General features: G+C 42.1%; 12 protein-coding genes. All 12 read left to right on the top strand.

All coding sequences use genetic code 11. From position 1 onward, the window contains the following. The first annotated feature begins 24 nt into the window (after positions 1–24). Positions 25–1,656 (top strand): biosynthetic-type acetolactate synthase large subunit, encoded by a 1,632-nt coding sequence (gene ilvB, locus D6853_RS04615; protein ID WP_120656827.1) that lies wholly within the window; start codon positions 25–27, stop codon positions 1,654–1,656. Between the two features lie 14 nt (positions 1,657–1,670). Further along, positions 1,671–2,153, top strand: coding sequence for an acetolactate synthase small subunit (gene ilvN, locus D6853_RS04610; protein WP_092242978.1), 483 nt, complete (start codon positions 1,671–1,673; stop codon positions 2,151–2,153). A 69-nt stretch (positions 2,154–2,222) separates the two neighbouring features. Beyond that, complete coding sequence (ilvN, locus tag D6853_RS04605) at positions 2,223–2,726, top strand: acetolactate synthase small subunit (protein ID WP_120656826.1); 504 nt, start codon at positions 2,223–2,225, stop codon at positions 2,724–2,726. Between the two features lie 66 nt (positions 2,727–2,792). Further along, entirely contained in the window at positions 2,793–3,821 is a 1,029-nt protein-coding gene (gene ilvC, locus D6853_RS04600; protein WP_092242972.1) for a ketol-acid reductoisomerase, read from the top strand. A gap of 132 nt (positions 3,822–3,953) precedes the next feature. Further along, on the top strand, positions 3,954–6,410 hold the full coding sequence (locus D6853_RS04595) for a YfhO family protein (RefSeq protein WP_158588658.1): 2,457 nt from the start codon (positions 3,954–3,956) through the stop codon (positions 6,408–6,410). 93 nt (positions 6,411–6,503) lie between these two features. Continuing rightward, the gene (leuC, locus tag D6853_RS04590) at positions 6,504–7,775 is read left to right on the top strand and encodes a 3-isopropylmalate dehydratase large subunit (RefSeq protein ID WP_120656823.1); all 1,272 of its coding nucleotides are present in this window, start codon (positions 6,504–6,506) and stop codon (positions 7,773–7,775) included. Between the two features lie 25 nt (positions 7,776–7,800). Next, positions 7,801–8,298, top strand: coding sequence for a 3-isopropylmalate dehydratase small subunit (gene leuD, locus D6853_RS04585; RefSeq protein WP_120656821.1), 498 nt, complete (start codon positions 7,801–7,803; stop codon positions 8,296–8,298). Then, on the top strand, positions 8,298–9,284 hold the full coding sequence (locus D6853_RS04580; RefSeq protein ID WP_120656819.1) for a glycosyltransferase family 2 protein: 987 nt from the start codon (positions 8,298–8,300) through the stop codon (positions 9,282–9,284). The genes leuD and D6853_RS04580 overlap by 1 nt, the downstream gene beginning before the upstream one ends. 98 nt (positions 9,285–9,382) lie before the next feature. Next, positions 9,383–10,201, top strand: a complete 819-nt coding sequence (locus D6853_RS04575; protein WP_120656817.1) for an Mrp/NBP35 family ATP-binding protein — start codon at positions 9,383–9,385, stop codon at positions 10,199–10,201. Positions 10,202–10,218: 17 nt separating this feature from the next. Further along, positions 10,219–11,610, top strand: a complete 1,392-nt coding sequence (locus D6853_RS04570; RefSeq protein WP_120656815.1) for an AI-2E family transporter — start codon at positions 10,219–10,221, stop codon at positions 11,608–11,610. A 100-nt stretch (positions 11,611–11,710) separates the two neighbouring features. Beyond that, positions 11,711–12,742 carry a branched-chain amino acid aminotransferase gene (locus D6853_RS04565; protein ID WP_120656813.1) on the top strand — a complete coding sequence of 344 codons (1,032 nt, stop codon included), beginning with the start codon at positions 11,711–11,713 and terminating at the stop codon, positions 12,740–12,742. Between the two features lie 151 nt (positions 12,743–12,893). Continuing rightward, entirely contained in the window at positions 12,894–13,952 is a 1,059-nt protein-coding gene (locus D6853_RS04560; RefSeq protein ID WP_120656810.1) for a hypothetical protein, read from the top strand. Positions 13,953–13,964: the final 12 nt, after the last annotated feature.

Raw genomic sequence — 13,964 nt, 5'->3', positions numbered from 1 at the left:
ATTTTTCTTTTTAGGAGGAATAATATGATTGGAGCTGAGGCGATAGTAAAGTGCCTTGAAAAAGAGAAGACCGAATACGTTTTTGGTTATTCCGGAGTTGCAATTGATCCTTTTTGGAACAAGATACTTGATACCAATATCAAGAGTGTTCTCATCAGGACTGAGCAGAATGCTGCTCACTGTGCAAGCGGATATGCTCGTATAAGCGGTAAAACGGGGGTGTGCGCCGTCACATCGGGTCCCGGTGCGACCAATCTTATAACAGGTATTGCAACAGCATATGCTGACAGTATTCCTCTTGTAGCTATCACGGGTCAGGTTAACAGCGATATGATCGGAAGCGATGTATTCCAGGAGGCTGATATCACCGGCGCCGTTGAGTCTTTTGTTAAATACAGCTATCTCGTAAGGGATGTTGCTGATATTCCGAGGATATTTAAGGAAGCATTTTATATTGCGAGCACCGGACGTAAGGGTCCCGTTCTTATCGATATTCCTTTCGATATCCAGAACGCAGAGTTCCCCGGTAAGTTCGTATATCCCGACACCATTTCTATGAGAACTTACAAGCCTACAGTTAAGGGTAATATGGTTCAGATAAAGAAAGTCATCAAGGAAGTTGAGAAGGCTAAGAAGCCTATCATCTGTGTCGGCGGCGGTGTTCATTTAAGCAACGCGACCAAGGAACTTAGAGAGTTCGCTGAGCTCAATAACGTTCCTGTTGTTTCGACGATGATGGGTATCGGTGTTATGCCGACAGAGCATCCGCTTTACTTTGGAATGGTCGGTAACAACGGTCAGTCTTATGCCAACAAAGCTATGAATGAATCGGACCTTCTTTTGATGGTCGGAGCGAGAGTTGCGGACAGAGCCGTTAACAGACCGGATCTTATAACTGAGAACAAGGTCATGGTCCATATTGATGTCGATCCCGCTGAGATCGGTAAGAATGTTGGTCCTACGATCCCTCTTGTAGGTGATATCAAGCATATCTTCCAGGATTTCCTTGCTCAGGACGATCATGCCGACGATCATTCGGATTGGATAGCTACTATTAATGAATATAAGAAGACAGCTCTTTCGAAGGCAAAAAAGGCTGCTAAGAAAAGTAAGTACGTTGAGCCTAAGGAGTTTATCACCAAGCTTTCGAATGCTATGAAGAACGATGCGGTTTACGTTGCTGATGTCGGACAGAACCAGATGTGGTCTTGTGCACATCATATAGTAAAGAACGGCCGCTTCATTACATCGGGCGGTATGGGAACTATGGGATATTCAATTCCCGCAGCGCTCGGAGCAAAGCTTGCAAGTCCCAAGAAGCAGATTGTTGCTGTAACAGGTGACGGCGCGTTCCAGATGTCGATGATGGAGCTTGCGACCATGAGACAGTACGGCGTTCCCGTAAAGATAGTCGTTATGAAGAACGGATATCTTGGAATGGTAAGAGAGCATCAGCACTTTGCTTATAACGACAACTACTCAATGGTTGAGCTTAAGGGCGATCCCGATCTTTCACTTATTGCGGCTGCATACGGTATGGGCTATGCGAAGGTTGACGGATCGAGCGATCTTGAAAAAGAACTTAAATCTTTCCTTTCAGATGATACATCTGCGCTTATGGAGGTCATTGTTGATCCCAAGGCGCTTACTAAGTGATAAGGGGGACAATTATGAGAAGAATTTATTCAGTCTTGGTAGAGAACAGAGCAGGTGTGCTCTCTAAGGTATCGGGACTATTTTCCAGAAGAAATTTTAATATTGAATCCCTTGTTGTAGGTGAGACCGCTGACAAGAGTGTTTCCTGCATGACTATCGTTTCATCGGGCGATGAGCGTACGATCGAGCAGATAGAGAAACAGCTTAATAAGAAAATCGATGTCATCAAGGTAAAGACCTTTAAGGAGAGCCTTAGTATCAATAGAGAGCTTATGCTCATAAAGGTTAAATACAACAAAGAGAACAGAAGAGATATCATGGAGAACTGTGAGATCATGAATGCGTCCATCGTAGACATGTCCAAGAATCTTATGGTCATCCAGATCTGTGACACTTCGGAGAGAATAGAACTCTTTATTGAAATGCTCAAAAGCGTGAGTATTGTTGAAATTGCACGCACCGGAACAGTAGCATTGACGAAGTGTAAAGAGCAGTGATATAATCTGATTTAATTGGTTAAAAGTTTAAAGCGCTAAATAAATCAATTGATATATGGGAGCTAAGTAATGCAGAAAAAAGTTTTTCAGCTTCTAGTAGACAACAATCCCGGTGTACTTTCCAGAATATCGGGACTGTTTTCACGAAGAGGCTATAATATTGAAAGCATCACCGCTGGTGTCACCGCAGATCCGAGATACACCAGAATAACTATTGTGGCTGCAGGAGATGATGTGATACTTGATCAGATCGAGAAACAGGTAGCCAAGCTTGTAGATGTAAGAGACATTCATGAGCTTTTGCCTTCAGACAGCGTTTACAGAGAGCTTGCAATGGTCAAGGTCAGAGCTCATGCAGATCAGAGACAGAGTATTCTTGCTACGGCCAACGTGTTCAGAGGCAACATTGTTGATGTAAGTATTGATTCACTTATTATAGAGATTACCGGTAGCCAGTCCAAGATTGACGCTTTTCTTAAGCTTCTTGAGGGTTACGAGATCTTGGAGCTTGCAAGAACAGGTATTGCAGGACTCGGCAGAGGTACAGATAAAGTTATTTATCTTGATGACTGACGATCGCCTATTAAATTTATTATTAAATATAAATCTATCTAAAGGAAAAAATGGAGGAAAAAACAGATGTCACAGGAAGCACGTATTTTTTATCAGGAAGATTGCAACTTATCTTTACTTGAGGGTAAGACAATTGCAATTATCGGCTATGGCTCACAGGGACATGCACATGCCCTTAACCTTAAGGATTCAGGCTGCAACGTTATCATAGGACTTTACGAGGGTTCAAAGAGCAAGGCTAAGGCTGAGGCTCAGGGACTTAAGGTTTACAATACAGCTGAGGCTGCAAAGATGGCTGATATCATCATGATCCTTATCAACGATGAGAAGCAGGCTAAGATGTACAGAGAGGACATCGAGCCCAACCTTCAGCCCGGCAACATGCTTATGTTCGCACACGGATTCAACGTACACTTCGGACTTATCAAGGCTCCCGCAGGTGTTGACGTTGCTATGATCGCTCCCAAGGCTCCCGGTCACACAGTTCGTTCTGAGTACCAGGCTGGAAAGGGAACACCTTGTCTTGTAGCTGTAGAGCAGGATGCTACAGGTAAGGCACTTGATATTGCACTTGCTTACGGTGCAGGTATCGGTGGAGCAAGAGCAGGTCTTCTTGAGACTAACTTCAGAACAGAGACAGAGACTGACCTCTTCGGTGAGCAGGCTGTTCTTTGCGGTGGTGTTTGTGCACTTATGCAGTGCGGTTTCGAGACACTTGTTGAGGCTGGTTACGATCCCAGAAACGCATACTTTGAGTGTATCCACGAGATGAAGCTCATCGTTGACCTTATCTATCAGTCAGGTTTCGCAGGAATGAGATATTCAATCTCTAACACAGCTGAGTACGGTGATTACATCACAGGACCTAAGGTTATCACACCTGAGACCAAGAAAGCTATGAAGCAGATCCTTAAGGACATCCAGGACGGAAGCTTCGCTAAGGAATTCCTTCTTGATATGTCAGAGGCAGGCGGACAGGTTCACTTCAAGGCTATGAGAAAGCTCGCTTCTGAGCATCCCGCTGAGAAGATCGGTGAGGAGATCAGAAAGCTTTACAGCTGGAACAACGAGTCTGATAAGCTCATCAACAACTAATTTTACCAAGGTTTACATTGAAAAACTTTGCTAATTAGACTAATATTAAAAGAGTGTCGTACAGGCACTCTTTTTTTCATGGATATGTGTTTTGTATCCTATCAACAAAATGCTTTTTTAAGGGGAAATGTTTTGAAAACTGTTGAAAGTTTAGAAAATAATACCAAGACTAAGGGATGGTATGTGACGGTAGTTGTCTTCTTTAGTGCATTTCTGTTTTATGTACTTGCGGCACTTCCGATATTCATACAGAGAGGATTGCCATTCTTTTATTACGGTGATTACAATGTTCAGCAGATTCCGTTTTATATAGTCGCTCACAGAGCGGTGAGAAGCGGAAGCTTACTTTGGAACTGGAATATAGATCTTGGCGGTACCATGCTGGGTGACTTTGCTTTTTACCTCATGGGTAGTCCGTTCTTTTGGCTGTCGACTTTATTTCCCGAGTCAGCAATTCCATATCTGATGCCGTTTTTGATGGCTCTTAAGTATGCTACGGCTGCAGCATGTGCTTATGTATATATCAGAAGATATGTGCACAAGTACACCTATGCGATGATCGGAGCTTATCTCTATGCTTTCTCCGGCTTCAATGCCTGCAATATCGTATTTAACCACTTTACCGAAGCGGTGGCTTTCTTCCCGCTTTTCCTTCTTGCGTTTGAAGAGCTCATGAAGGTTGATGACGGTAAAGAAGTTTATTCGTTCAAGCTTTCGGGACTTCCTTTTGTACGTTTTGCATTTATGACTGCCCTTATGTCCGTGATAAATTACTATTTCTTCTTCGGACAGGTAGTCTTCATGGCAATCTATTTCTTTATCAGATATGCCTTTAATAATAAGCTTAAGACAACACTCATGATGCTCTTTAGAGCGATCAGTGCGGGCGCTGTCGGAATCCTTGTTGCGTCATTCTTCCTGCTTCAGGCTTTTGCCGGATTAAAGGGCAATACGAGACTTAATAACTTTGTACTTGGTTATGACATGCTTGTATATCCCAGTGAGAAGATGCTTTGGGATATCGTTAAGAGTGTTTCTATGCTTCCCGACATCATCGGTAAAGGAACCCTCTTTTACACTGGAACTGTCAAGAACGCTTCACTTGCCGCATATATACCTTTATTTGGTATTTCCGGCGTTATTGCGTACTTTTTACTTAATAAGAAAAAGAAGAATTGGGAAAAGACACTTATCGTTGCATGTGCAGTTATCGCTGCGATCCCTGTATTTAACGCAGCATTTTCGATGTTTAACAGCTCATATTATGCAAGATGGTTCTACATGCCCATTCTTATCATGTGCCTTATGACGGCTCAGGTTGCAGAGAGAGGAAAGTCTCCGCAGCTTAAGAAGGGTACGGTTGTTACCGTTATCTTGTTCCTGTTCTTTGTTCTTGTTTATTATCTGCCTTCAAAGAATGACGATGGAGAGACAGTCTTCTTTAACATGACTGAGAATACCGAGATCTTTCTCCGCGATGTTATCGGAACAGCTATACTTTGCTTTGTCCTTTTGATGATCGTATTTGTTGTGCCCAAAAAATTTAAGAAGGAAAAAGACCTTGCAGGCAGAAGAGTATCGTGGAGAGATCGTGTAGTCCTCGTTGTTGTTATGCTCAGCTGTATTGCATCTACTTTTGTTCCGATCAAGAACGGAAGCTCTATCATAAGTGACAGAGGAAAGAAGATGTGGCAGGAGCAGATGCTTTTTAACAAAGTCACTGTGGACATGAGTGATTTCTGCAGAGGTGAGGTGGATAGCACATCTACCAACTACGACATGGTATGGGGAATACCTTCAATTCATTGCTTCTTAAGTACAGTTCCTTCAGAGATATTTGATTTCCTTTATGGAACAGCGGCTATAAAGAGAACTGTTGAGACGACTATCCCTGTAAACAGATGCGGGGCAAGGGCGATCCTTTCCGCAAGGTATTACATGGAAAATGCCGAGATCAGCAAGAACAGGATCTTTAATAATGACGAAGGCACCGAGGGGTATGAGTTCCTTGAGAACACTAACGGCTTTGATGTCTTTGAAAATAAGAACTTCATCCCTATGGGATTTGTTTATGACAATTACATTACTGAGTCGGAGTGGGAAGATCTGAATGCAGCGGATCATGACTATGATCTTTCCAGAGTTCTCATCCTTTCCGATGAAGATGCGGATAAATACGGCGATAAGATCGCTATGACAGAGATCACTGCCGAAGATATCACAAACGATGAGCTTTCATATTCGAGATTTAAAGAGGAATGCAAGAAGAGAAGACAGACATCATGTACATCATTTGATCATGATACACATGGCTTTACTGCTCAGACTTCGATGCTTTCCGATGATACGCTTGTGTTCTTCTCAGTTCCTTGTACTGAGGGCTTTGTTTGCAGTGTAGACGGAAAAGACACTGAGCTTATAAAGGCAGACTACGGCCTAATGGCAATACCTGTTTCTGCTGGTGTTCATGAGATCAAAGTTACTTATATACCGGAAGGCTTCAAGCTTGGACTGATCTTTAGTATCGTAGGAATCACTGTTCTTGGGGCATATCTGTTTATTACATTAAAATACATCAAGAAAAAGTGATTAAATTTGTTATGTGTTTTTTATAATTGGGTTATGTTATATTTACTCTTATAATTTTGATTTATATTAACTTAGATGTGAAGGAGACAGACTATGAGTGGAATGACAATGAGCCAGAAAATATTGGCTGCTCATGCCGGACTTGATCACGTTGAGGCAGGACAGCTTATAGAGGCTAATCTGGATCTTGTACTTGGCAATGATATTACGAGTCCCGTTGCCATCAATGAGATGAGCAAATTTACAACAAAGGGAGTTTTTGATAAGGATAAGATCGCGCTTGTTCCCGATCACTTTGTTCCCAACAAGGATATCAAGTCGGCTGAGAACTGTAAGTGCGTTCGTGAGTTCGCCAGAAAGAACGAGATCACCAATTATTTTGAGGTTGGTAAGATGGGCATTGAGCATGCTCTTTTACCTGAGAGAGGTCTTACTGTTCCGGGTGACCTTATTATCGGAGCTGATTCTCATACATGTACATACGGTGCACTCGGTGCTTTCTCAACAGGTATCGGATCAACCGATATGGCTGCCGGTATGGCTACAGGTAAGGGATGGTTTAAGGTTCCTTCAGCTATCAAGTTTAATATTGTAGGAAAACCTTCAAAGTGGGTTAGCGGTAAAGACGTTATCCTTCACATAATCGGTATGATCGGTGTAGACGGAGCTCTTTACAAATCTATGGAATTTGTCGGAGAGGGCATCAAGAACCTTTCAATGGACGACAGATTTACTATTGCAAACATGGCTATTGAAGCAGGCGGAAAGAATGGTATCTTCCCTGTTGATGAGCTTACTGTCGCATATCTTGAGGAGCATGCACCCGGCAAGAAGTATACAGTATATGAGGCTGATCCCGATGCTGTTTATGACGAGGAGTATACTATCGATTTAAGCACACTTAAGTCTACTGTTTCATTCCCTCATCTTCCCGAGAATACACATACTTTTGATGATATTGCTGATATCAAGATCGATCAGGTAGTTATCGGATCTTGTACAAACGGAAGACTTGACGATCTTAGATGTGCGGCTGAGGTTATTAAGGGACATCATGTTGCTGACGGAATCAGATGTATCATCATTCCCGCAACACAGGATATCTTCTTAAAGGCTATGGAAGAGGGGCTTGTAAAGACATTTGTTGAAGCAGGTGCGATCATCTCAACTCCCACATGTGGACCTTGCCTTGGCGGTTATATGGGTGTTCTCGCTTCCGGAGAGAAGTGCGTTTCAACAACAAACAGAAACTTCGTCGGAAGAATGGGCGCAATTGATTCGGAGATCTATCTTGCTTCACCTGCTGTTGCCGCAGCAAGTGCTGTTACAGGTAAGATTTCTCAGCCGTCAGAGATTGGATTATAATTACTTAATATAGAGGAGAGTTAAAATGAAAGCTGCTAAAGGTACAGTTTTTAAATATGGTGACAATGTGGATACGGATGTTATCATCCCTGCAAGATATCTCAACAGCACAACGGGAGAAGAGCTTGCCAAGCATTGCATGGAAGATATCGACAAGGATTTTACCAAGAATGTTAAAAAGGGTGATATTATCGTAGCTGAGAAGAACTTTGGCTGCGGCTCATCAAGAGAGCATGCACCCATTTCAATCAAGGCTGCAGGTGTTTCCTGTGTTATTGCCAAGAGCTTTGCGAGAATCTTTTACAGAAATTCTATCAACATCGGTCTTCCCATTATCGAGTGTGAAGAAGCAGCCGATGCAATTACAAACGGCGATATTGTGAGTGTTGATTTTGATTCCGGTATTATTACTGATGAGACAACGGGAAAGTCATTTAAAGGACAGGCATTCCCTCCTTTCATGCAGAAGATAATTGATTCCGAAGGACTTATTAATTACATCAACTCATCGGAGGATAAATAATGAGCAGATTATTTTGTGTAATCCCTTGTTACAATGAACAGGAGGTATTGCCGGAGACTTCGAAAAGACTCAAAGAGAAGTTTGAGAGCCTTATCGCGGCAGGCAAGATCTCTGAGGACAGTAGGGTTTTATTTGTAAATGACGGTTCGAAGGACGAAACCTTCAATATGATCAAAAAACTTCATGAAGAAGATAAGCTTTTTCAGGGTATCAATCTGTCCAAAAACATGGGACACCAGAATGCACTGCTTGCAGGACTTATGACTGCAAAAGACTTATGTGACATGGCAATTTCGATGGATGCCGATCTTCAGGATGATATAGATGCCATTGATGCCATGGTTGATAAGTTTAACAACGAGGGCTGTGATGTTGTTTACGGAGTAAGATCCAAGAGGGTAACAGATACTTTCTTTAAGAGATTTACAGCTGAGTCATATTACAAGCTGATTGATTCCATGGGAGCCAAGACTGTCTATAATCATGCTGATTACAGACTTATGAGCAGACGAGCACTCTTTGCACTTTCGGAGTTTGGTGAGGTCAATCTTTTCCTTAGAGGAATAGTTCCCATGCTCGGCTTTAAGTCTGATATTGTTTATTATGAAAGAGCCGAGAGATTCGCTGGAGAGAGTAAGTATCCCCTTAAGAAGATGCTTAGCTTTGCGGTTGAAGGAATCACGAGTCTTAGCACCAAGCCCATCAAGATGATCACAGGCCTTGGCTTTTCGATCATTTTTATAACACTTCTTGTGTTTATCTATTCTTTGGTAAGATATTTTACCGGACATAACGATCCGGGATGGACAACAATAGTTATGTCGGTTTGGTTTATCGGTGGCCTTACCATCTTTTCCATAGGTATTATCGGAGAGTATATTGGTAAGATCTATCTTGAGACCAAGAACAGACCCAGATTTATAATTGAATCATATATCGGCGACGAGGAAGATGTGGAAGTTTCCGAGTATACCTACAAGCGCTGATACGTAAGAAATAAGGAATGTGTCTTTTTGCATAGTATAATATATGCTAAAGGCACTCCTTTTATGTTCTAAAATAAATACAGAAACGGAGACAGATAATGGCTAACGGACACGGCAAGAAACCCGAAGATTTCAAAAAGCAGATGGAGGATAATTTCAAGGTTAAACCTTCAGAGCATTCTCATATTAAAAAGGTTATAGGAATCGTGAGCGGAAAGGGCGGCGTAGGAAAGAGCCTTGTGACAGGACTTTCGGCTGTTTATATGAACAAAAAAGGCTATAAGTGCGCGATCATGGATGCCGATATCACAGGACCTTCAATACCTAAGATGTTTGGTATAGGCCAGGCAAAAAACGCCGATGAGACAGGTCTTTTGCCTGCCGATTCAAAGAATGGCATTAAAGTTATGTCGCTTAATATGCTTATGGACAACGAGACGGATCCCGTTATCTGGAGAGGACCCGTGATCGCCGGTATTGTTAAGCAGTTCTGGTCAGATGTAAACTGGGGTGATGTTGATTATATGTTTGTCGATATGCCTCCCGGAACAGGTGATGTTCCGCTTACTGTTTTTCAGTCTCTTCCCGTCGACGGAATAATCGTAGTTTCAACTCCTCAGGAGCTTGTAAACATGATAGTCGAGAAAGCCGTAAACATGGCTACCATGATGAATATCCCTGTACTTGGAATAGTTGAGAACATGAGCTATATGAGCTGTCCTCACTGCGGAGAAATGATAAGTATCTTTGGTGAGAGCGGACTTGATTCATATGCAGCATCCAAGGGTATCGACGTTCTCGGAAGGCTTCCTCTCGATCCCAAGATTGCGGGATTGTGTGATTCTGGTAAGATAGAAGATATAGAAGAGAATTATCTTGATAGTCTTGTTTATGTTCTTGACGCTATGAACGAGTAAAGAGGAGAGTAATTATTATGAAGATGAAACCCGAGAAAAATCAGGTAACATGGGCGGTCACTATATTTTGCTTGTGTGTTGCGCTTATGCTTGCATATTATGTGCTGTTTGACGGAAAGACGATCATAAAGACTTTTACGTCAATAGTTGATTCGCTTTCGGGCATTGTAATCGGTATAGTTATTGCGTTTGTGCTTATTCCGCTCCTTGAGTTCATCGAGGAGAAGATCATTATGCCTATCTATAGATTGAGAGGTATAGACGTATCCAGAGCGAGCACAGCCGATAAGAAAAAGAGAAAACATATAAGATATATTTCCGTTTTGCTTACAATGATCATTTTTCTCTTTATTCTGTACGGGCTTTTTAGGATCATTATCCCCGAGCTTGTAAGGAGTTTACGTGAGATAATAAGGAATATGCCTTTTTACATTAATCAGCTTGATACGCAGTCCAACAAATATCTTGCCGATAACCCCGAGCTTCAGAAGTTTATCGATTCTCAGCTCGATACTTATTATGAGAATTTGAGCTCTTATATTACAAAGCAGCTTATTCCTATGATGCCGAGCGTAAATACCATCATGAAGTTTGCTTCTCAGAGCTTCTTTTCGGTATTCGGAGTTATCTTGGATCTCGTTGTCGGCTTTATTGTTGCGATCTATGTGCTTCTTTCCAAAGAGCGCTTTACTACAAGCGGTAAGAAGCTTGCATATGCAATCTTCAGAGAAGATTTTGCCAATGAACTTATAGGAGGATTCAGATTTGTAAATAATACATTCGAGGGATTTGTAGGCGGTAAGCTTGTTGATTCCTTTGTAATTGGTGTTATATGCTATATAGGCTGCCTCGTTCTTAAGCTTAAGTATCCGCTTTTGATATCGGTTATTGTAGGTGTCACCAACATTATTCCGTTTTTTGGTCCTTACATCGGAGGAATAATGGGAGCGCTGCTACTAGTGCTCATTGATCCCATTCAGGCTTTGATATTCCTTATTTTCGTTATCGTGCTTCAGCAGTTTGACGGCAATATCTTAGGCCCCATGATCCTTGGTAATTCCACCGGACTTTCAAGCTTTTGGGTTATCTTTTCCATTATGCTGTTTGGCGGAATGTGGGGAATAGTAGGATGGCTAATAGGCGTTCCTATCTTTGCAGTTATTTATGCGCTTGCTACACGCTTTACGAATATTCTTTTGGAAAAGAAGGGGCTCAGTACTAATACCAAGGATTACTATGACCTTGCATATATAGAAGATAAGGAGTATAAGACTCTGAGCGACCCCGTGAATACCAAGTTTAACGCAGGAAAAGAAACATCAACATTTAAGAAGATCTTTAGTATCAATTTAAAAGATAAGATTAATGCCGCCAAGATCGATAAAAATAAGACGGATAAAAATAAGTGATAAAAATAATACCGGCTTACTTGACGCACGAAAATAAAGGGTTATAATTTAAACATTAGTGTTTTGACGTGCTAAAGTAATCTAAGGAGATGGAAGAAAGATGAGCAAGAAGAATTTGGATTGGGCAAATATTGGTTTTAGTTATATGGTTGCTGATAAGAGATTTGTCTCCAACTATAAAGACGGCAAGTGGGATGATGGTGTCATTACAAGCGACAATACAATCGTACTCAGTGAGGATGCCGGTGTTCTTCATTACGCACAGGAGTGCTTCGAGGGACTTAAAGCTTATGAGACAGAGGATGGCAAGATCGTAACCTTCAGACCCGATCTCAATGCCAAGAGAATGGTAGACTCAGCCAAGAGACTTGAGATGCCTGCATTTCCTGAAGATAAATTTATAGAAGCTGTTGAGAAGGTTGTTGAAGCCAACAAGGATTGGGTTCCCCCTTACGGAAGCGGCGCAACTCTTTATATCAGACCTGTTATGTTCGCTACAGGTAATGTTATCGGTGTTAAGCCTGCTGATGAGTATCAGTTCAGAATCTTTGTTACTCCCGTAGGACCTTACTTCAAGGGTGGCGCTAAGCCTATCGTTGTTAAGATCAGTGATTTTGACAGAGCAGCACCGCACGGAACAGGTAATATCAAGGCCGGACTTAACTACGCAATGAGCCTTCATGCAATCGTTACAGCACACAACGAAGGTTTTGCGGAGAACGTATACCTTGATGCCGAGAGCAGAACATATATCGAAGAGACAGGCGGAGCCAACATCATCTTCGTTACAAAAGAGGGCGGACTTGTAGTACCCCAGTCACATACAGATTCAATCCTTCCTTCAATCACAAGAAGATCTCTTGTACAGGTTGCAAGAGATATACTTGGACTCAATGTTGAGGAGAGACCCGTCAAGCTTTCAGAGGTTGAGAACTTTGTTGAGATGGGACTTTGCGGAACAGCTGCTGTTATCAGCCCTGTCGGAAAGATCAACGATCACGGCAAGGAGATCTGCTTCGCAAGCGGAATGGACGAGATGGGACCTGTTATCAAGAAGCTTTACGATACACTTACAGGTATCCAGATGGGAACAGTTGAAGCTCCTGAGGGATGGATCCACACAATCTGCTAATATTTCGTACATTATGGGACCACGTTTTCGTGGTCCTTTTTTGTGGAATTTAGGAGCCTGGAAATGAGTATTCGTTTCGCTAATAGATGTATTCTTCGAGCTTAGAATTGTGGTATAATGTCGAATAGTATGAAAAAAGGGGAAAGAGATCATGGATAATAAAGAAAAAGTTAAAGTAGCAATAACGGCAGGGATCGTAGCCGTCATTTTATTATTGCTTATTGCATATATAGCTATTTCCGGTAAAGCTGTTGATAAAAACAAAGAGGACGAGCTTCTTGCAAGCAATATCATGGAATACGCCAACAGTGGTGCTTCCGACGATCAGAGCACATCGAGTGTTTCTACGGGAGTGTCGCTTGAGGCCGCATCTTCAGACAGCGCGGATAATGCGTCAACCGAAAGTTCTTCCGATAACGCCGATTCAAGCGCTTCATCTTCAACAAGTACTGAAAAGAATGAGAAAGTAAAAAAGGAGCCCGGAAAGTGCTTTTACAGAGCAGATGCCGCCGAGCTTAAGGATAAATACGGCAAGGTAAAATACGACAGAGATGCTCAGCTTAAGGAAATGCACGATTACTGGGCAAAGAATAATATGGAAGCCGTAAGGGAGCTTGCTCATCTCGAACGATACGAAGCGATGTCGTATTCTCTGAACGGAAGCTACGACTTCTATTATTACGGTGATAAGAATGATGATGGTAAGCCTGAAGGCAAAGGTCTTGCGGTATACGCCAACGATCAGTATTACTTCGGTGAGTTTAAGGACGGAAAGAGAAGCGGAAGCGGTTCATGGATCTGCTTTTATCCTTCATATTCCGGCAATGTGGTTACCGAGCATACTTATTCCGGCGAATGGGCTGAGGATCGCCCCAACGGAAAAGGTCAGGAGCATTATGACTATGACTCAGGCAGAATGAATACCTCTGATATCTATATTCAGAATGCTATCGGTTATTTCAAGGATTCTTATTATGACAAAGAAATGTACATAATTACAGTAGATAAGACAGGACATACCGATGAGTGGACAGGAACATGTAAAGAAGGTAAGTTTGATGCTGCTGCGCATGCTTCCAAGGATTCAACGGGTAGAATTCCCGTTATGTCACTTAAAGGTAATGATGATACGCATCTGTATATGACCGATAAGGAAATTGAAGAGAACCTTATCCGCGGTATCATCACAGGCGGAAATGCTGCCAATTAAGAGGAATAATTA

The organism is Butyrivibrio sp. X503, assembly GCF_003625475.1.
Taxonomy (GTDB): domain Bacteria; phylum Bacillota; class Clostridia; order Lachnospirales; family Lachnospiraceae; genus Butyrivibrio.
The sequence above is the reverse complement of the archived record's forward strand: the minus strand, read 5'-3'. Positions and strand labels throughout refer to the sequence as shown.